The sequence below is a fragment of the Sphingomonas sp. IC4-52 genome, assembly GCF_020707225.1.
Lineage (GTDB): Bacteria > Pseudomonadota > Alphaproteobacteria > Sphingomonadales > Sphingomonadaceae > Sphingomonas.
In genome coordinates this window covers 14,251-33,771 of sequence record NZ_JAJFEU010000002.1, presented here as the reverse complement: position 1 = coordinate 33,771, position 19,521 = coordinate 14,251, and the positions used below count along the sequence as shown (strand labels likewise).

The following is a 19,521-nucleotide window of genomic DNA, read 5'->3' as shown; positions in this document are numbered from 1 at the left end:
GTACCCGACGGCCGGAGCATCCTCCGGCAGCACCTGTGAACGGCGCGACCTTATTTTTCTGACCTCTACCTAGCTGAACTTACATATATTTCAACAACTGGGTTCATATCAAAGGTATTACAGAGCCTCTATTCCCAGCACGGCGCACGACCCGAAATGAACCGGGTTCAATACTCCTCATTACCGATGGGTTATTGTACGCAGCCCTGCCAGCCGCTCGCGCTTGCAGGTCGACACTGAGTAATTGCGGCCGCCCGTCCCAGTTCATGACGACAGGTTGTTGATTGATAACTAGCGTTTTGCCGGCACAGGGCGAGATTTCCGCCGCTCAGGACAGATGACCTTCGCACCATTCCAATCGAACGGTTGCTCACCGAGCGATCGAAGCACGCCTGTTGAAGAACAGGATTGCTCGAGACTCGGAAACAGCAATGGCGGAGAACAGATGAGCCATGAGAACGCGTCCTTTAAGCGACAGGAAATACTGCCCCTCGCTTTGCAGCGGTGGCGACTACGTAATCCTCGCTAGGTAATATGGAAAATGGACAGGGCGGGTCGGCGTTGTAGCATGGTTCCGGGCAGAACCTTCTTGCGATCACGGGAGCGACCATGAAGATCAGCGTCGTTATCCCCACACATCGCCGCGCGGACCTTCTCTCTCGCGCGGTGGAAAGCGTGCTCGCGCAGGCCCGCCCTGCGCACGAAATCATCATCGTCGACGATGCCGACGAGTCGGCCACCCGAATGGTCGCGGAACGAGTCGCTGCCTCCAGCGCGGTTCCGATTCGCTATATCCGCAACAGCGCGTGCCCGGGCGCATGCGGATCCCGAAACCTCGGCGCCTTTGTTAGCGCCGGGGACTGGATCGCCTTTCTCGACGACGATGACGATTGGATGCCGGACTTTCTGGAGCAGCTCGCAAGCCCAGCAAGCGCCGGCACGCCGCTCGTCCTGTCTGGCCTCGTGCGGCACGAAGCCGGTCATGCGCCGGTTGTTCGAGCCAGCCCCGAGGGCTTAACCGCCGCCACCGTATTGGCTCACCGCAGTTCGATGACGGGCAGCAACTTCCTCATCCGCGCGGACCTGTTCTGCGCCGTCCGCGGCTTTGATCCCGAGATGACCGTCTTCAACGACTGGGACCTGTTCATCCGCCTGATCAAGCATGGCGCCACTTATGCGGTCGTGCCGGCCCCGCTCGCCCATTGGCGCGAACATACCGGCGAGCGCATCGCCACGCCCTCGCTTCGCCGCGCCGATGGGATCGCCCGCTTCATGGATCGGCACGGGCGCGGGCTGCCGCGGGCGATGCGACGCGAGCTGCGCACCACGATTCTTGGCATCCGCCGTGCCCATGCAGATGCGCGGTGGCGCTATCTGGAGCTCAGCGTCGCACTGGCGCTCGCCCATGGTCCGCGCGAGGCATTCGCCCGCTTGCTCGCCAGGCGTACCGCGGCGGCTTAACCGAAAGAGGCGCGGCGCTGGTCAGCCGCCATAGTCGGCGGCAGGTCGGCCCCCGGTACGGCTCGCCGCGCTTCGGGCCAGTTCCGCCAGTCGGGCGAGCCCAGCCCTCCCCTCCGCGGTCGTCAGTTGCGCGAGTGTCGCCAAGGCATAGGCAAGTAGGATGGCAACACCGAGCAGCGACAGCGGATCAAGCGAATTGCGCATCGCCTGAACAACCATCACGGCCATGCCCGCGCCAAGCAGCGACGGCATCAGCACGGCGTACAGATCCTGCGCCGAGACCGCCGTGTCGCGAGTCGCCATGCGGTACAGCAGCGGGATCCTTCCCAACTCGCACATGGCATAAGCGGCAGCAACGCCGGTCGCGCCCCAGGGAAGGCCGACAATGAAGCTGGCTACCGTCATCACGGCGGAGATGACGCCCCACCGTACCATCGGGCGCGTACGGCCGCTGCTGATGAACAGCCATCCGGTAGCGTTGGACACCGGCTGAATGGCAGCGGTAAGCGCCAGCCAGGCGAAGATCGGGCCAGCGGCGCGCCATTGTTCGCCCAGTAGCAACACCATCACGGTCGTGCTGCATGCCGAGAGCGCAACGGCGCCGGGCACGATTGTTAGCACCAGCGCGCGGACTGCGAGCAGATACATACCGCGAAACGCCTCCGGCCGGTCCAGCGCCCGGCTGAGGCTGGGCAGCATCACCTTGCCGAGTGGCTGGTTGATGGTTTGCAGCGGCATCAGCATCAGCCGGTAGCTGCGGTCGTAAAGGCCGAGTTCGCCTGCGCCCCAGCGCTTCGCGATCAACAGATTGTCCAGGTTCCGGCAAATGAAGTTGAGCAGGTTAAAGCCGGTGATGTCGGCGCCCATCGATAGCATCGGCCGAGTGGCCGCGAGATCGAGGCGCCGTAGCGAGGGTCGCCAGCGCTCGCACCACCATGCCAGCATGCTGCCTGCCACGACGCCCACCAGGGTGCCGAAGAAAAGCGCCCAATAGCTGCGCAGCCACCAAGCGAGCAGAATGGTGGCGAACAGGCCGACGAGGGCGTTCACCGTCTCCACGGCGCTGAGTGCGGCAAAACGCATGTGCCGGTTGAGCAGCGCGAGGTGTTGCGCGGCGACGCCGGTGGCGATGACGGAAAGGCCGCTCGCCGCCATCAGCCCGGTCACGCGCTGATCCCCGTAGAACATGCCGACCAGCGGCGCGATCAGGATGAATAGCAAGGCGATGGCGAGTGTGCCAAGGATGTTCAGCCAGAAGATGCCGTTGGCCTCGCTGGGCGAAAGGACCGGGCGCTGGATCACCGCCTGATTGAGCCCAAGGTTCTGGAAGATCAGGATGAACCCCATTACCGGCGCCACCATCGCCATCACGCCGTAGTCGGCGGGTGTAAGCAATCGGGCGACAAAGATGCTGGAAGCAAAGCTGGTGACGATCCGCACCGCTTGCGATGCCCCAAGCACCGCTGCTCCCCGCGCCGCGGCTCGGCCGGCGGGCACCTCAGCCATGCCCGCTCGCCCAGCCGCGCGCGCCGATGATGATCGGAGGATCCATCGTGGGGGATTGGTCGCCTGTACTTGCCGGGGCGCCCGGTCCCGCGGGCGCGGCACGGCGCCTCGCCTGACCGTAGCAGAAGCCGTAAACGGCCCACATGAACGCAGCGGTCTTGATCGACAGCAGCGCGTTGCTGATCGGCAGGCAAAGCACGACGAACAGCATGAAGCCATGTTTGCAGATCCGGCCGGCGCGATCGTCTCCCAGGCTCGTCAGCGTCAGCAGCAGCCACAGGCCAACCGCCACGAATATCGATTGGCGAACGACGAAATAGGCCAGCCCCGCATCCTCCATCCCCACGCGCTTGCTGCTTATCCCCAGCAGGTGATCGATGTTGAGGCGGCCGAAAGCATCCACTGCGTACCGCAACCGCCCCGCAAACGTGTCGCCGGTATCGATCAGTAGGCCAAATCGCGCCGCCAGCACGAGCGCCAGGATACACCCCGGCAGGTAGAGGACGCTGAACCGTTCGGGCAGATGTCGAGCAATCGGAAGAAAGGCGAGCAGCATCAGGCAGACGCTGAGCGAGAGCCGGCCGTCACAGATGATCAACAGCATCAGCGTGGAAACGATCAGCCCTGTCCGGAGCAGAACGCTGAGCCGCGACCACAGCACTGCCGTGGCGATTGCCACGACAACTGACCAATTTCCCAGCGACACCGGTTCCAGAAACAGCGATGACCCGCGGTGCAGCCCCGACCCCGCGAGCAGCAGCCGGCCTTGTGGACGTTCCGAGCTGATGAACAGATCTCCGCCCGCCCAGAAGTCCGCTTCGGAAAAGCCGCGAGTGCGCACGTAATATTCCGCGATCTTGAACCTCGCGCCGAACCCCTCCGGGTCCGCTACCTCCCAAATGCCAACGATCAGAACCAGGGCCTGCAACATGACCAAGGTGACGATCAACGTTCGGGGGGTGAGCCGCGCGCCGAGCATGATGAAGGCTGGCACCAGCAGCACATCGCCAAGGCTTTTGGCATCGAACTGCGACCGGACAGCGCCGGTAAGCGCGCTGACTGCGAGGAGCCCCAACACCGCCGCGATCCAGCCATAAGGCGGCGCCTTCGGCTGCGCCATTCCCAGGATCAGCGCGCCCGCAACGATCAGCGCCTGCGTTGATGCCACCAGCGACGCGCTGAGTGGAAGGCCAATGGCCCCTGCGAGGGCAAGCGCGGGATTGAACAGCACGGTTGCGGCCAGCAGGATCGCGCAAGCGGCCTGAATGTTGACGCTGCCCTGTTCCGCCTGCTCAGCCATGGATTGCCTCCATCAGCTGCCGAGCAACGTCATCCCAGTCGGGAACAGGCTGGGCCTGATGTGGCGCATCTGCCGCCATCCTCACCGCGGCCACGAGGCTCTCCGCGCGCGCAGGATCGTACCCGAACCGCAGCGCGCTGCCGTCGAGGGCGAAGTGGGGGCAGACGGCAGGTAGACCGAGAGCACCATATTGCAGCAGCTTCAGGCTGCTGTCGGCGAGATATTCCGCTGCAGGACCAGGAAGATATGGCGCCAGGCCAATATCGGCATGCTGCAGATACGGCAGCGTATCTGCGAACGGCATCTCGCCATATTGCCTAACGTTCGGGCCAAACTGGCCAGCGGGTGCGCCGATCAAGTGAAACGTCCAGTCCGGCAGTTCACGAGCGGCAACGCTCACGGCTTCGGCGTCGAACAGCATGGAGCCTACCGAGACGATATTGCGCCCACCGGCGTAGGGACTTCGTGTCGCCGCCTCGATCTGCGCGCGATCGACGCCATGCCTGATCAGTAACTTTCGACCTGGAAAATGCGCAAAGTGCGGGAGCATCTCGCGCGCGACGACGACGATCAGGTCGATGCTGGCCGCGTCGCGCTCCAAGATGCGCTGCACCCGCGGATGAACACCAGCGGTGTCGAGAAGGTCGGCCGCGCGATAAACCAGCGTTGCCCTGGGAGCATGCGCCCGCAACCGGCGGATCAGTACAGGAGCAATGCCCGATTCAACAATGATTGTGTCCGCATCGGCCGCGGCCTCGTCCAGCTGCCGACCCGGAAGAAGGGACCAGAGGTCATAGAGCCAGCCGACCTGCGCTCCGATACCCGGCAGGTCCACGGCATGCCACGGCGTCTTCCAAAGCAGCGCTTTAACGCCGTCGCGTTCCTCCCATTGATTGGCCCGATCGGCAAAGGCGCAGCGCCGATCCTTTCGCAGATGGGACAGCCAACTGAACCCCACAGAGACGAAACGCACATCGTGGCCCTGCGCGGCCATGGCCTCGGCCAGAAAGTGGATGCTGGCCCGGCGGCCAGTACGATAATCGTGGCGGGACACGATAAGCACACGCCTTCGCGCCGCCTCCGGAGCGGGCGCCGCGGGCATCGCTCCCCCATTGCTTCGCGACGCCACCATGATCAGGCTCTGCTGGTCACAGTCTCGGGCGAGCGTTCGGGCATACGCCAGTTACGAGGGTCGACATGATGGACCCCCGCTGCCGCTTCCCGCACCAATCCGATCAGGAAGCGGGCATTGCCGATGGTGTAGCGGCGAAGCAGGCGGCGGGGATCGCTGAGCGCGCGATGAACCCACTCCAGACGCGCTGCCCGCACCCATTCCGGCGCTCGCTGCGTAGCCTCTGCCGTGAAGTCGATGAACCCGCCGACGCAGATCACCGGCATTCGCAGCGCCTCCACGTTCCGCGCCGCCCAATTTTCCTGATACGGCTGCCCCATGCCCACCAGCACGACATCGGGTGCGGCATGCCTGATCCGATTGCGGAGTTCCGGCTCGTCCTCCAGACCGAAGAAGCCGTGAGCGCTGCCCACCACATCAATGTGCGGATAACGGCGCATCAGCACGCGACCAGCACGCGCCGCGATTCCAGGCGCGCTTCCCACCAGATAGACGCGCAGCCGCCGATCGGCATGGGCAAGAAACGACGGCAGCAGGTCAGTGCCGTTGAGATTGGCGGGGAAGCGGCTGCCGTAAAGAATGCGGCTGGCGATATCGAGTCCAACGCCATCGTTCAGCACCAAAGCCTTCGACATGGCCGCGACCAGAGACCCGTCATCCCGAGCCGTCGTCACCGTATGGGCGTTGCAGAAGGACACCACCTTGGGTTCGTGCCGGTCCACGATCGATTCCAGCTGAGCGATCGCCCGCGGCTCGTCCAGTGCCTGTACGGCGATTCCGCCGATCCAGCGGCGCTCCTGCCCCAGCAGCTCCTTATAGACCGAGTCGATACATTCGGCCGTATAGGGCCAAGTGAAGGTGGCGAGCGCGCCGCCACGCGCGTCGGCTGATGGCGGGCGCAACGCTCCCGCAGCGTGGCGCCGGCAGAACTCGGCGGCACTGGCAGGATCCTCGAAATCGATCAGATCGCCGAAACGAAGCCGGTCCCGCGTGCGTCGATGCGCCGGTATATCACTGAGGATCGGGTAAAGGCCTGCTGCGGCTGCTTCCACCGCCGCAAGACCGAACCCCTCGAACGCCGAACTTGAAGCAAATATGCTGGCGCTTGCGATGAGCGCTCGCAGGTGTGCATCGTCGGGGAGCGCATGCACTTCCACCCGGCTCTCGATGCCCAGCCTTCGTGCCAGTTGCGTTAGATCATCCGGCTCCACCCCCATCGGTCGACCGGCAATGATGAGGCGCCATTCGCGATCAATCTCCGCAACGCGGGCGAACCACTGCAACAGCAGATCGGGTCGCTTGTTTGGCGCAAGTCGTCCGAAGGAGATGATGGTTTTGGCGTCCGGCGCGGCGATGTTCGAAAAACGGTCGACCTCGACCCCGTTCTCTACCGTGACCAAGCGATCACCGCAGATCGGTTCGAACAGCGCTGCATCGGCATGGCTGCACGCGATCACTGCGCCATAGCCCTTCAGCGCGTGGCCAGTGATGTGCTTGAAGTACCATTTCTTCAGCCCTTGCGCGTAAGGCGTGTGGAAGAAGCCGCCATGCGTGCTGAGCACCATCGGCTTGCGGTGGATGAAGCCGGCATGGGCCAGAAAATCCGCGAAGAAATCCACGGCATGAACATGGATGAGGTCCGCTTCGCGCACATGACGGAGCACGCCTGGCGCCAGCGGGTAGCGTTTGCTGCCGCGGTAGGCCACGCGGTGAACGTCCACCCCGTCAATCACCTCACGATCGGGTAGCAGAACATCCGGCGCGTCAAACAGCCGGTTCAGCGTTACTACGGACGGCTCATGACCCTGGCGGCGTTGTTCGCGAACCAGGCACCGCACATAGTTTTCCAGCCCGCCGACACCGGGTGCGAACTGCCGCACGACATGAACGATGCGCATATGCGTCTCCTCCGAAGGCGGATCAGGCGACCAGAAAGGTTCCGAGCAGCGGCGTGCCCTGCATGCGCAGGCGGCCGATCATTTCGCCCACGCAACTCACCGTGGAGTGATCCTGGCGAAGCACCACGATGGCCGCCTCGGCAGCTTCGGAAAGCGGGCAATCGGTACTGGTATGACTGGCGTCGATCAGCAGCAGATCGAAGTCAGCGACCAGCGGTTCGAGAAAGCGATGCGGGTCGACCGTGCCGCCGACGTTCGACTGTTCCACACCACCGACCGACAACAGGAACAGGTCCGGCACCGCGGTCTGCTGAACAAAGGCGCCGAGGTCCGCCACTTCCTCAAGCGGGGCCACGGCCGCGCCCGGCTCGATACGGAACAAGCGCGTCTGCACGGCCTGGCCATTACTGGTGTCGACCAGCAGGGTTCGCCACCCCGAACGAGCGCTTGCGATCGCCAGGTTCCCGGCCGTTAGCGCAGTTTCGGGCTCGGCCTCCGCGCTCAGCAGCACGATCGACTTCGGTGGACGGCCGTCCTTCAGCCGCGCCGCAGCGATCATCGTCCGCAAGTTGCGGGCGGCCTGCGCCAGAGTATCCACCGGATCGCTGCCGCCAGGCACATGCGTATCAAGCTCGAAAGGTGCGGCCCGTTCACCTTCATCGTCGGCGTCGCCGGGCGGCGCGCCGTGAGAGCGGTAACTCGGCTCAAGAGTACGAAGTCTCATGCCGTCTGAGCTCCCGGTAACAAGGGTGGTTTGGCGCCTATCCGCGCCACGCCGAGGACAGGCGCGCCGCTGAGCGCCCGCAATGCGCCTACGCTCCGGACCCGGGGACGACGGAATTCCAGTGCCGCCGCGACGCCGACAGCGAGCAGCAATCCGAACAGCAGCGACAGCAAGAATCGGATTGCAATGTCGGGACTGCTGGGCAGCAGCGGCGGCTCCGCTCGGTCGAGTTCCCGCACGTTCGTGGCCGGCAACGTGCTTCGCAGCCGCATCGAGGCCAATTGCTGCATGACGGCGTCATATTCCCGCCGCGCGGAAGCGGCGTCGCTTTCCAGCACCTCCAGCGTGCTTCGATCATCCGCAAGCGCCAGCATCCGCGCACGTTGCTGCGCCAGAAGCCCCCGGATCTGAGCCTCACGTGAGTTGGAAGCGGCCTGCGCAGCGCCTAGCGCACTCGACGTCTTGCCGGTTTCGCTGCCAAGCTTCGCCCGAAGCTCTGCCAGTTCGGCATTGGCGGCGCGCATATTCGGGTGGTTGGCACCCAGTTCGCTGCTCATCTCCTGGATCTGTGCCGACTTGGTGGCGATCTGCGACCGAAGGCCCTGAATAACGGCGCTTTGCTGCACTTCGGCAAGGTTTGCGCCACCGACGGATGCACGTGCGCGGGCGTCGGCGGCCTGCGCTTCCGCAGTGGAAAGCTGCGACGACAATTCTCCCAACCGGGTGCTCTCCGCGTCGATCGAGCCGGTGGAGATGATGCCGCGCTTGCGCTGAAATTCGGAGAGCGCGGTCTGGCTCGCCTCGAGCTTCCGACGGGCTTCCCCGATCCGCCTTTCGAACCATGACGCATAGGTTCGGGCCGGATCCGTGCTCATGGCGAGCCGCTCGGCCGTGTAAGCAGCGGCAAAGGCGTTGGCGATCCGTGCCGCCCTTGCTGCGTCCGACGACGTGTATCTGATGACCAGCAGGTTATCGGTGGAGTTCGTGACGACTTCCAAGCCAGCCAGCAGGCGCTTGGCCGCCCATCCACGGAGGCTTTGTACTCCGCCTGTCGCTTCCATCCACGCCTGACGGACGGCGGGATCGTTGAGTTGCCCGATCATTGCCGCGACACGGGCGGCGATCGGTGCACTCGCGACGATCTTCGCCTCGGTGGCAAGCGCGGTGCCGGCCTTGGAGGGCTGATCACCCGTGGACCCCACCGGATCGGGAACCTTAGAATCGATCAGCAAACTGGCAGAGGCGACATAGGATCTGGGCGTCAATGCGATCCAGACAGCCGCCAGCACTGCCGTGCCGACGATGATGGCCAGCATCAATCGCCAGCGCTGCACGATGCCGCGCAAAAGATCAGGAAAGGGCATGCGGGCGCCTCATCTGGATGCAGAAAACGTGATGGGGGATTGATCGTGCGGGTCGCTCGCCTGTGCGGCATGGGTCGCAAGGATCCCGAGAAAGAATTGCGGCGCCACGCTGTCGCGGAAGACGTGGCAATCCGCTCCGTCCGGCACTAACGCGGGGCCGAAACGCGCAATCGCCATTGTCGCGTCAGCGCCGATCAGCTGATGCAAACGGGCATGGCTCACCACATCCTCGACAGCAGCCAGTCGTGCCACCGCGGCAAGCGCGTGCGTCTCCCCGGGCGGGCCGTTGACGAGATCGTGGAAGAGTTCTGCGTCCTCACCGCTGAGGCGGGACCAATCCTCGGCAGCAGTGACGATGCCGGCAAGCGCCGCCGCGCCCGACACCTGCTCCCTGCCCTCGCGCAGGGTGCGCAACACCGCATGGGCGCAGAATAATCGTGCATGATAGGGCGAGCCGCAAGCGAGATCGAGGATCAGCTGCTGGCTGTCATCATCGAACGTGATGCCGATCTTCTGACCGCCATTCTGTATCATCTCGCGTACGGAGCGCGCGTCGATCCGCCCTAGCGGGAAGGCAGAAAGGTGCCGCCGCAACGACGGGTGATCATTGATCAGGTGGCGCAAGTCGCGCGCGATGCCCACCAGCATGATCTGCACGGGGATGCTGGCGTCCGACAGCATCTTCAGCAGCGCGGCCGTTTCGGCCCGCACCTCTGGATCTGTCACGCGATCATATTCGTCGAGGATGAACACGGTTCGCCCACGCCGGATGAAGGACAGGGCCTCCACCACATCGCGCACACCGCTGTTCTTCCCGATGAGCCGGGCGCGCTCACGAAAGGCGGCGAGGTCGCGCGGCGCGACTGCCGTGTCCGGCACGTCGCCAAGGTATAATGCCATCAGCGCGCCGAAGCTCTGTTGCGGCTCGCAGGCGGTGTAAATGATCGTCATGCCCTGCTGGTCGGCGTAATCGGCAAAGACCCGCACCAGGGACGTCTTGCCGGATCCGCGTGCGCCGTAGATCAAGGCGTGCTGGTGCCGATCCACGACAGCCTCAAACAGCGCCTCCAGCATATGGGTTCGCCCATATAGATCCCGACGGCTGGCGATTGGCTGCGTACTGTTGAAGCTGGCGTTCACCGCCTGCCGGCGAGGGTCGGTGATGCCGGCAAGTTCACGCGCGGTGCGGATCGGCCCGGCCGGTGCCCCCGGCGTTTCACGGCGCGGCACCTGCGACCCCTTTGCTGCCACAGCACCGGGTGCCGCCTGAGGGATGGCCGGTCGCACTGGCTGCGGACCGTTCAATGTCGTCGCGAACCGGCGCAGCCATTGCAGCAGCCGCGCCAAGGTTCCGGACGCATGGGTCAGGTCGATAGCCATTCAGAACAGCTTTTCGTTGACGTAGAAAACGTCGCCCGGCTGCACCTTTGCATCCAGCGGGACACGCTTTTGCGAAACGCTGCCCCGGGTCAGCGTGACCCGTCGCCGGGAGCCCGCCAATGTCGGTCCACCCGCCTCGGCCAGTGCCTGCATCACCGTCATATCCGAGCGCAGCGGAATTCGACCGGGCTTGTTGACCTGCCCGTAGACAAAGATCATCGGCGCGGGCGGAACGAACAACGTGTCGCCAGCGACCAATGGCTGCGCGAGGCCGAGGCCTTCCGGATCATCCGTGCGCACCCTTTGATCCGGGCGACCGGCGCGCTTCAGGATCACGTAATCGGCGGCATCGCTTCTGGTGCCCCCCGCGCGGGCCAGCGCCATGGCAAGCGTCAGAGGTCGATCCAGCGGATAGATGCCCGGCGATTGCAGGCTGCCGAATACCGTCACCGCATTGCTGACGAAGTTCACCACTTCGACATTCACGACAGGATTGGTGTATAGCTTCCCGCTGCGCAGCCGCTTTGCGATGGTTTCGGCAAACTCACGCGTCGTTTGCCCGCTGGCCGGCACGTCGCCGAGCATCGGAACCGTGACGCTGCCGTCTTCCTTCACCCGCGTTTTCACGTCGATGGGATGCGTTCCAAAGACGGAGATCTGCAGCTCGTCATTCACTCCCAGCCGGTAAGCCGCATCGGCTGCGACGGAGGCCGGGCCGCCGGTTGGTACGGCCGCAGCCGCCACTTGCTGGGGCGACGCGAGAAGCAGCAGGAGCATGATCGGGAGAGGCATCGTAACTTCTCCAATCAGAAGCGAAGGGACAGCGAGGCTGCCCCCGACGTTGATGAAAAGCGGTAGAAGCTGAGCGGCGCGTCACGATGCTCATGCCGCGCCGTAAGGCCTGCCCTCAGGCGCTCGGTGACGTCGAACGAATAGCCGGCGAAGACCCCGTAGGTGGCATCGCGCTCGCGCGGGAAAGGGGTGTCGACGATCAACTGACCGCGAAGTGCCCTTCGCAGATAGCGCCCGCCCAAGCGGATTTGCGAGCGCGTTGACGGGCGGTAGGTGGCGTTGGCCCTGGCTTCGGTCTGAATGGTATAGGCCGTCGCAATGTTGCTTTGATTGGCAATGTCGCGAGAGAGCTGGATATCAGCCTCAAGCGATGGCGCGGGACGAAATTCGATACCGCCCCTGAACCCCATCCCGCTGAAGTTCGCCCAGCTGTCATCTTCCGTTTCAACGCGGAGGTAATAGGCGGCTGCTCTGAAGGAGATGCGCGGTGCAACAGCGCGTCGGAACTCAAGGCCGGCGCGGTATGTCTCGGTCCGGTCGTTTAAGTCCGCGATGTCGCGGAGCACCGGCCGGTCGAACCGCTCATAGCTTCCAACGAGCAGCACGTCTCCGACGCTCGGCAGCGAATAGCCGAGCCCCGCTTCGACATAATCATCGTTAAGGTTGAAGACCCGGCGTCGCTCCGCACTGTTGGTCACCCGGGTCAGCCGTCCGGCGAACCGGGGATACAGGCCGGCCGGTCGGCGACACGCCAGCGATATTTCATAATCGGTTCGCCGCTCTGTGTTGCCGACGATCACGCCCTGGTCGGAAAGCTGCGCCTGGCCCCAATTGAGGCGTACGCCTGGCCTGATATTGCAGAACGCACCCAGGACGATGTTCACGTCTGCGCCGAGATCGATCCTTTCTCGATCCAGAAAGGAGTAGCGGCCGTGGAAGTCATAGCCGGCCGTGCCGCCGATCGTGAGTTGGTGCCGGCCGCCGATCAGACGGCGTATGTTCACGTCCAGTTGCGGGGTGACCCGAACATCGTCGCGGTCGCCCGGCGCGCGCTCCTCGCTCAGGCGGAGCAGGTTGGTATCAAAGGTGGAGACCACCGCTGCGCGCACGTCGAGCGTATCCGGCACGGTTTGAGCCGAGGCGTTGGCGCTTGCTAACGCGACGCCGACGGCCGCGAACCAAAATGTGTGCCGCGCTCTCATCTTTGGGGCGCCCGAGTGAAGCGGCTGAGCACGGCCATCTGCGCCTTCGCCCGCCCGTCCCCGGCGGGCTGTACATTCATCGGATATTTGCCCCACCAATCCCCCCCGGCCCAATATGCCCAGCCCAGCCACACGTCGGGCGCGCGCTGCACCGCGCCGAGCAGCGACGACAAAGCAGCCAGACACTCGGCACTGGCCGCCGCCCCGAATTCACCCAGGAAGCCCCGCTGGCCCTGATGCCGCAGCCAGCGGGTCGCGGGCTCCAGGCGGCGCGCTGCCGCGGCGGGATCGACGCACTCTGACTTCGTCCCGGAATGATCCCGGTCGAGATATTGGTGCATCTCAAAGGCGAAATTGCCGGCGGGGTCGCGGAAGTCGGCGAAGGCAGCGGCGTTGGAGGCCGCGCCCCCACGCGTCCAGCTATGCGCACCCGTCCAGTTGCTCCCAGGGACCAAAATTAAGTTTCGCGCGCCAGTGCCCCGGATCGATTGCACTGCGCGGTCGACCATCCCGCGCCATGTGCGCGCCGACATTCCGTTCGGCTCATTCATCAGACCGAAGGCGATCTGCGGATGGCCGCGGTAATATGTCGCCAGGCGGCGCCACAGATCGGCAAGCCGGCCAGCACCACCCTCCCACTGGTCCAGGCGTTTGCCGCGCAGCCGTCCATAATTGTGCAGATCGAGGACAATCAGGCGGAAGCCCGCAAGCTGGGCAAATGCGCGATCAAGACGCGCCATTTCGCCAGCGTCCAGATCTCCTCCGGGAGCGCGCTGAATACGCTCCCAGAGCACCGGTACCCGCGCGATCTGCATTCCGCTGTTCACGAACGGAGAAGCTGTCTTGCCCGATGGGTAGATATAGTCCTTACCATAGACGCCTGGCGCGCGGCGTGCGTTGAACTCTCCGCCCGCGAGATTGATGCCGCCCATCGGCAAGCGCGAAGCCCTGTTCGCCGGTTCCGCCTCCGCCCACGAGGGAGCCACCAGGCACGCGAACATCACGACAGGGACAAGCCACGTCATGAGCCCCGCCACCGCCGATGCGCACCGATGTTCGTCAGCGATACTGGCGCGCTACCCGTTCGACCGAACAAACTTCGCGTGGCAAACAGTGAAGCCACGGCATTGCTGCCCATCTTGCCGCTCCTGGAACTTGCGACGCAGAGCGCATTCACTGCAATCGCCAATGACCATCCCGTCAGGAATGGCCAGGTGCAACGCTGCCAGAATCCAAGTGCCCTATCACTAAGGAAAAACGCTTAAGCATCGCGCTCTATGCGTATGATAAGGGTGGCTTTTCCCAGGAAAACCTATCCGGATTACTTCGCCTAATTACAAGTTGCCAGCAGCCCGCCTCACGCGATCGACTAGCTCAGATGGAGAACCTTTTTAGACTGCATCAATAAGCATTTCGGTGCACCAGCACGCTAAAGGTGGCTAAGATGATCCGCACGTCATGCCGTAGTGACCAGTTTGCGACATATTCCAGATCCGCCTGCAGCCGGTTCGTCAAATCGCTGGAAGCGGCGGTGGACCCCCGGAAACCCCGCACCTGGGCCAACCCGGTCAGCCCCGGCTTTGCCGCGTGACGATGCCAGTAGCGCTGGTCCACTTCCCAAAACAGCGCCTCACCGGCCAACGAACCCAAAGCATGCGGTCGTGGCCCGACCAGGCTCATGTCACCGTTGAGCACGTTGAAGAACTGCGGAAGCTCATCCAGGCTCGATGAGCGCAGGATGCGGCCAATTGGCGTCACTCGCTCATCGTCCCTGCGCGTGGATTGCGCGCCGTCGCGGTCCAGTTGACCGACCCGCATGGTTCGAAATTTGTAGAGATTGAACAGGCGATTGCCTTGGCCGACCCGCTTCTGGACAAAGAATACTGGCCCGCCATCGTCCAGCTTGATGAGGACGGCGATGACCAGCGTGGCAAGCAGCAGCACCGGCAGCAACACAATGGCCACACCAAGATCAAGCGCGCGCTTGACCATTCTGTCCCGTGGGCTCAGGTGACCGCGGGTTACCATTATCGTCGTTGCGCCGTCGAAATGTTGCAAGCCGAGGGGCTGAAGCGCGCAAAGCTCCGGCAGGATCAATTCCACGTCGACCCCCGTGCCCCGTAGTGCGGTGATCCACGCTTCGCGCCGTTCTGGCGGGCAGCACACCACGATCCGGTCTGCCCGGCGGGCCAGCCGGCCGATCCGATCCAGCATGAGCGGATCGTCCATAGAGGGCTGGATGCCGGCTTCGCGAACGCACACGACGAACTCGCCCGGTTTTGCCGCTCGATCGACGCCGTCGCAAACGACCAATTTGTTGGTTGGGCCGTCCGGCATCAGGGCACGGGCGCGCCATGCCGTGAACCGACGAACGACGAACAGCCCGATCATTCCACAGGGGGCAAGCAGCGCCAATCCGGCAATGGCGGATATTCCATGCGGAACGAACAACATAACCGCCGAGGCCATGATGAACAGCGCAAGCGACAACGCTCCCCACCCGCGGCGCAAACTGGTGGAGAAGTTCGAGATGGCCTCGAAACCATAAACCTTGGTGTTGATCGCGATCAGCAGAAACAGTGACACCAAGGCCACCATATGGGTGTCGGAAAAAACCAGTCGGCCAGGCCTTCGGACCAATGCAAGCACACCATAGCTGGCTGACAAGAACAGGACGTCCATCGTCAGCATCAGCAATGCAATGCGCAACCGAAGCGCCGCCTTGTCGACCGGGAAGGCCTCGTCCGCACTTGGACGCTCTCCAAGAGCCTCCGCAAGGGATGGCAGCAAGGCCGGCCTTGGCACGCGAAGCAAGGAAGCTTGATCGGGCGCGCTCAGCCCCTTGTCAGACATCGGCATGCCTCATTTCTGGCCACGATGCGCCGCCGCGCGCCTAGTGCACCGGTGCGTCGGCGGCGCATCGCTCACCAACGGATTGAGGCCTCTCCGAAGACACCCCCTTACACCGGGTCAACGCGCAACCGCCTCCATCTAAGTCATTAGATGTACGATCTAAACAACACGATGCACCCAGGATGGGCAATAAGGATACTTCCTGATCATACCCATGTTTCTATACTTAGGAACTATTACGGGATGAAAGGTTCTCGCCTGGACCATATCCTGAGAAGCGATGACCAAACAGGCTATTGCCCCAAGGCCGATCAGCGACACCTCTGCCAACTTGAAGCGATCGCTTCCTTTGTTCGATCTGCTGCAGCGCGCGCGACCAGCGGCTCGGCGGCGCATCGACGAAGTCCGGCAGCTGATCTGGGCCAATCTGCCGGTCTGGCAGCCGCCCGGTCGCCCACACGGATTGGCAAGCGAGCTGATCGTGTCGGTGACCTCCTATCCCCGGCGCTTTCGCTCGCTTCACTACACGTTGCGATCGCTGCTGGAGCAGGATGTTAAAGCCGACCGGACGATCTTGTGGATAGCCGAGCGCGATCGTGATGCCATCCCACGCGCGGTGTGGGCGCTGCGCGACAGGGGGCTGGAGATACGCTTCTCCGCTGACATTCGATCCTACAAGAAATTGGTGCCTGCCCTTGAAGCGTTTCCCCATGCCTTCATCGCAACTGCGGATGACGACATCATCTACCCGCCGGATTGGCTCGGAGTGCTGGTCGACGGCTACAGTCCCGTAGATCCCTCCATCGTGTGCCGACGTGCGCATCGGATTGGCTTCGACACAGAAGGCTTCAAGCCGTACCTGGCCTGGGAGCTGAACTTAAACGATGGGTCGGCCTTCGAACCAGCGGATGATCTGCTGGCGGTGGGTGCGGGAGGCGTTCTCTACCCGCCGGGCGCATTGCATGCCGATGTGCTGCGCGCTGACATGTTCATGCAGCTTGCCCCTCAAGGCGATGATCTTTGGTTCTGGTGGATGGGCCGCCGGCTCGGCACCAAGACGAGATGCGCTGGCGAGATGAAGGAGTATCGATACGTCGTTGGCACGCAGGCGGTGGCGTTATGGGGCGAGAACAGCACGGGCGGTAACGATCGCCAACTTGCCGCGTTGGTCTCCGCGTTCGGCTATGATCAGGTAAAGCCGGGCGGGCCGGATAGAGCTCCGGCCCGCCTTTGAACATTGTTCAACCTGGCTTAAGGCGATCAGACGGTGCCGACTGCCCTGGGGCGCGCAGCGCTGTGGCCGCCGGCACGATAAAGGATCTCGGCGGCCTGATCTGCAGCCAAGCCACCCGCACCAGTGTCAACCGAGACGAAAACGCCGCCTTCGTTGACCCGGCCACCGTAGTAACTCGCGTCCTCATGGCTGACGCCGTGGTCGGTCATCACTTTCTCGAGCCCGCCTGCCGCCCCGCCCAGGGCGGCACCGGTGATCGCCATACCTGGGACCGCTGAAGACGCGATGGCACCAGCGGCTGCGAGCGGGCCGACACCCGGAATGGCGAGAGCGGCGATGCCTAGAAGCGTGCCGATGCCGGCACCTGCCGCGACCTTGCCGATGAACTCCTTGCTGCCCGCACCGCTGCCCTCATCCGAGGTGCCGTCACCATCATGCCTAGCAATAACGGAAATCGCATCGTCGGAGATGCCGCTGCTACGCAACTCGGCGACGGCACGCTCCGCTTCTGCATGACTGTCAAACACGGCTGACACAAGATTGGCGTTCATCATCCCTCCTTTTGCGAAAAGGTTCGCAATGCTTGGAATAGAAGCCCATCAGCACGACTATCGTTCCGGTATATTCATGGTTATCAACTTGTTAACGACGATCGTAGCCTGAGCCCTAGCGCATCCAGATTACGATCGGGATGAGGGCGAGGGTTGCGGCCAGTGCGAGTTGGAGCGCCTTCGCAAGCGTATCGCGCGATGTGATCAAGCAGCCAGCGGCTACAAGCGCCGACATTCCCAACCAGAAGATGAGCGCGAGCGGCGCATCATTGCCGATCACCTGCCGAAGCAGAAACGTGACCCCCAGCATGAGCGGCGTACCCCATATTGTGGCGTCCCAGGCGGCCCGCAGGCGCGGTTCGTTCACCCCTCGGCGCTCCCGTTTGCCAAGCCAGATGTACGTGCCCGTCGCGCAGATGGCGGTCAGCACCAGACCAAAGAGGAAATAAGCGACCTTCACTGGCAAACCGCCGAAATTGCCGAAGTGCAGCCGGTAATTGGAAGCCGCAGCCTGCTGACCAATCGCACCATCGGCAAGGCCGGCACGTTGGTGAAAGCGCCCTTGCGCGTCGAAGGTGTAATATTCTCCGAAAATCAGGCGCCTGTGGTGTTCCCCGAGCACCTGGACGTGCTGCCCGGCCGTACCGGGATCGTGCAAGGTAACGTAGGTCAATTCCACCTCCGGGTGGTGATCACGCATATATTCCATTGCCGCCGCAACGTTGGGCGGTGGCGCCGCAGTCTTATCCGGCTGGCCTTCAGCGCCGAAGATCGGTGCGTAGACCGCCTCCATATCGCCCTGGTAGCTCGTCCCTGCGAGACCGAACGCCGTGACATACGCCATGCCGATCAAGGCGCCGGTGAAGGCGATCGCGACCGTGAAAGGAAGGGTCCAGACGCTCAGCCGGTTGTGCCAATCCGCAAGACCAATGCCACCTTTGTCGCGCGCCCTCAGCCGAAAGGCATCCCGGAAAATGCGAGGATGCGCCACCACGCCGGACAGCGACAAGGCGAGCATCATCACGCCCAATCCCCCGACGATGGTGATCCCGAGAACAGCCGGCAGGTTAAGCGTATAATGAAGCTCGACGAGAAAGTCGGACCAGGCGATTTCTTCCGGGCCCGCGATCTTGCCGGATGGGTCGACGTGGAACGCCTGGGTGTCGGTCGTGATCGTCGCGCGCGGCAGAGGCTCCACCGGGAGATGCACATAAAGATGAGTGGTGGGCGGCTTGCCCTTCTCAGTTGCAAGAACTGCCTCAACAGCCCGCTGTACCGCCGCGGGGCCGATCGCCGTCATCTCCGGGGCGTCGGGCTGTTCGATCCGCTGCCACTCCTGATAGAAGACTGCGACGGCGCCCGATAAGCTCACCAGATACAGCAGCGCACTGGCGACGAGGCCGATGGCTGCATGCACGGAAAGTGCGCGTTTGACTGTTGCATTGTCCGGCGCGAGGCTCATCCGACAAGCTCCAGGATCACGCCGAGGCTGCCGATAGCAGCCCAGATCATTAGCATTTTGACTTGGGTGGAACGCTCTTCCTGCATCAGCAAAACGTGGCTGAGCGCCGTCCAGGCGAGAGGCATCACTGCAAGCGCGATCACGTTCGCGTTCGCCTCTCCCGTTCCAACGCGCATCGCAAGAACACGTGCACCCACCGCGATGATGGTTGAAACAACTGGCGCCGCCACTGCGATGATCAGGAAGGTGATGATGCGCCTGCGAAGATGGAGCGGCTCATTTCCTTCCGGAAGCATCCTGACGCGTCGGTTCGACACCTTCGGCCCGGCAGATGACGGCGAAGCAACAGCCGCATAGGCGAGCAGGACTAATGCCGCCGCCATCCCCAACATGGTCGCGATGGAGATGCCCCAGGCCCCGGAATGCGCGCCAGCGAGGACGCAGCCGAGAAACACCGCGGCCCAGCCGAGGCTGTTCAGGACGAGAGATCGCCTCGGCAGTGACCATGCGAACCGGAGCAGACCCACCCCCGCCGTGGACGCGGCCGCTGCGCTGGCAAGAAGAGCTTCAGCAGCCATCGAAGGACGCAAGCGCCATTGCATCTGTGGCGGGCTGACGGAGCCGCTGCCAATGAGGAGGCAAGGATGTGTATCCGCTCACTC

The 19,521-nt window shown here is 63.5% G+C and carries 16 protein-coding genes; 2 read left to right on the top strand and 14 right to left on the bottom strand.

Annotation, left to right across the window (positions count from 1 at the left end; genetic code table 11):
- Window positions 1-609 precede the first annotated feature (609 nt).
- Entirely contained in the window at window positions 610-1,461 is an 852-nt protein-coding gene (locus LK535_RS06635) for a glycosyltransferase family 2 protein (RefSeq protein WP_227771128.1), read from the top strand.
- 21 nt (window positions 1,462-1,482) lie between these two features.
- On the opposite strand, the gene LK535_RS06630 is transcribed toward LK535_RS06635, so the two are convergent.
- From LK535_RS06630 to LK535_RS06580, 11 genes are all read right to left on the bottom strand, one after another.
- A complete protein-coding gene (locus tag LK535_RS06630; RefSeq protein ID WP_227771127.1) occupies window positions 1,483-2,967 on the bottom strand; it encodes a lipopolysaccharide biosynthesis protein in 1,485 nt (494 codons plus the stop codon).
- A complete protein-coding gene (locus tag LK535_RS06625; RefSeq protein ID WP_227771126.1) occupies window positions 2,960-4,267 on the bottom strand; it encodes a polysaccharide biosynthesis protein GumE in 1,308 nt (435 codons plus the stop codon). Before LK535_RS06625 ends, LK535_RS06630 begins: the two co-directional genes overlap by 8 nt.
- The gene (locus LK535_RS06620; protein WP_227771125.1) at window positions 4,260-5,321 is read right to left on the bottom strand and encodes a polysaccharide biosynthesis protein GumK; all 1,062 of its coding nucleotides are present in this window, start codon (window positions 5,319-5,321) and stop codon (window positions 4,260-4,262) included. The genes LK535_RS06625 and LK535_RS06620 overlap by 8 nt, the downstream gene beginning before the upstream one ends.
- An 80-nt stretch (window positions 5,322-5,401) precedes the next feature.
- Entirely contained in the window at window positions 5,402-7,297 is a 1,896-nt protein-coding gene (locus LK535_RS06615; protein ID WP_227771124.1) for a WecB/TagA/CpsF family glycosyltransferase, read from the bottom strand.
- A 22-nt stretch (window positions 7,298-7,319) separates the two neighbouring features.
- Window positions 7,320-8,021, bottom strand: a complete 702-nt coding sequence (locus LK535_RS06610) for a hypothetical protein (RefSeq protein WP_227771123.1) — start codon at window positions 8,019-8,021, stop codon at window positions 7,320-7,322.
- The gene (locus tag LK535_RS06605) at window positions 8,018-9,385 is read right to left on the bottom strand and encodes an exopolysaccharide biosynthesis protein (protein ID WP_227771122.1); all 1,368 of its coding nucleotides are present in this window, start codon (window positions 9,383-9,385) and stop codon (window positions 8,018-8,020) included. The genes LK535_RS06610 and LK535_RS06605 overlap by 4 nt, the downstream gene beginning before the upstream one ends.
- Before the next feature lie 9 nt (window positions 9,386-9,394).
- Window positions 9,395-10,765, bottom strand: coding sequence for an ATP-binding protein (locus tag LK535_RS06600; protein ID WP_227771121.1), 1,371 nt, complete (start codon window positions 10,763-10,765; stop codon window positions 9,395-9,397).
- Window positions 10,766-11,557 (bottom strand): SLBB domain-containing protein, encoded by a 792-nt coding sequence (locus LK535_RS06595; RefSeq protein WP_227771120.1) that lies wholly within the window; start codon window positions 11,555-11,557, stop codon window positions 10,766-10,768.
- Window positions 11,558-11,571: 14 nt separating this feature from the next.
- The gene (locus tag LK535_RS06590; protein WP_227771119.1) at window positions 11,572-12,684 is read right to left on the bottom strand and encodes a gellan polysaccharide biosynthesis protein GelF; all 1,113 of its coding nucleotides are present in this window, start codon (window positions 12,682-12,684) and stop codon (window positions 11,572-11,574) included.
- 71 nt (window positions 12,685-12,755) lie between these two features.
- Window positions 12,756-13,784 carry a glycoside hydrolase family 5 protein gene (locus LK535_RS06585; protein ID WP_227771118.1) on the bottom strand — a complete coding sequence of 343 codons (1,029 nt, stop codon included), beginning with the start codon at window positions 13,782-13,784 and terminating at the stop codon, window positions 12,756-12,758.
- A gap of 376 nt (window positions 13,785-14,160) precedes the next feature.
- Entirely contained in the window at window positions 14,161-15,618 is a 1,458-nt protein-coding gene (locus LK535_RS06580; protein WP_227771117.1) for a sugar transferase, read from the bottom strand.
- A gap of 274 nt (window positions 15,619-15,892) precedes the next feature.
- Between LK535_RS06580 and LK535_RS06575 the strand changes: the two genes are divergently transcribed.
- Window positions 15,893-16,846 (top strand): hypothetical protein, encoded by a 954-nt coding sequence (locus tag LK535_RS06575; protein WP_227771116.1) that lies wholly within the window; start codon window positions 15,893-15,895, stop codon window positions 16,844-16,846.
- 26 nt (window positions 16,847-16,872) lie between these two features.
- On the opposite strand, the gene LK535_RS06570 is transcribed toward LK535_RS06575, so the two are convergent.
- The 3 genes from LK535_RS06570 to LK535_RS06560 form a co-directional block, all read right to left on the bottom strand.
- Window positions 16,873-17,397 carry a general stress protein gene (locus tag LK535_RS06570; RefSeq protein WP_227771115.1) on the bottom strand — a complete coding sequence of 175 codons (525 nt, stop codon included), beginning with the start codon at window positions 17,395-17,397 and terminating at the stop codon, window positions 16,873-16,875.
- A 115-nt stretch (window positions 17,398-17,512) separates the two neighbouring features.
- On the bottom strand, window positions 17,513-18,859 hold the full coding sequence (locus LK535_RS06565; protein WP_227771114.1) for a PepSY-associated TM helix domain-containing protein: 1,347 nt from the start codon (window positions 18,857-18,859) through the stop codon (window positions 17,513-17,515).
- The gene (locus tag LK535_RS06560) at window positions 18,856-19,437 is read right to left on the bottom strand and encodes a hypothetical protein (RefSeq protein WP_227771113.1); all 582 of its coding nucleotides are present in this window, start codon (window positions 19,435-19,437) and stop codon (window positions 18,856-18,858) included. Before LK535_RS06560 ends, LK535_RS06565 begins: the two co-directional genes overlap by 4 nt.
- Between the last annotated feature and the right edge of the window lie 84 nt (window positions 19,438-19,521).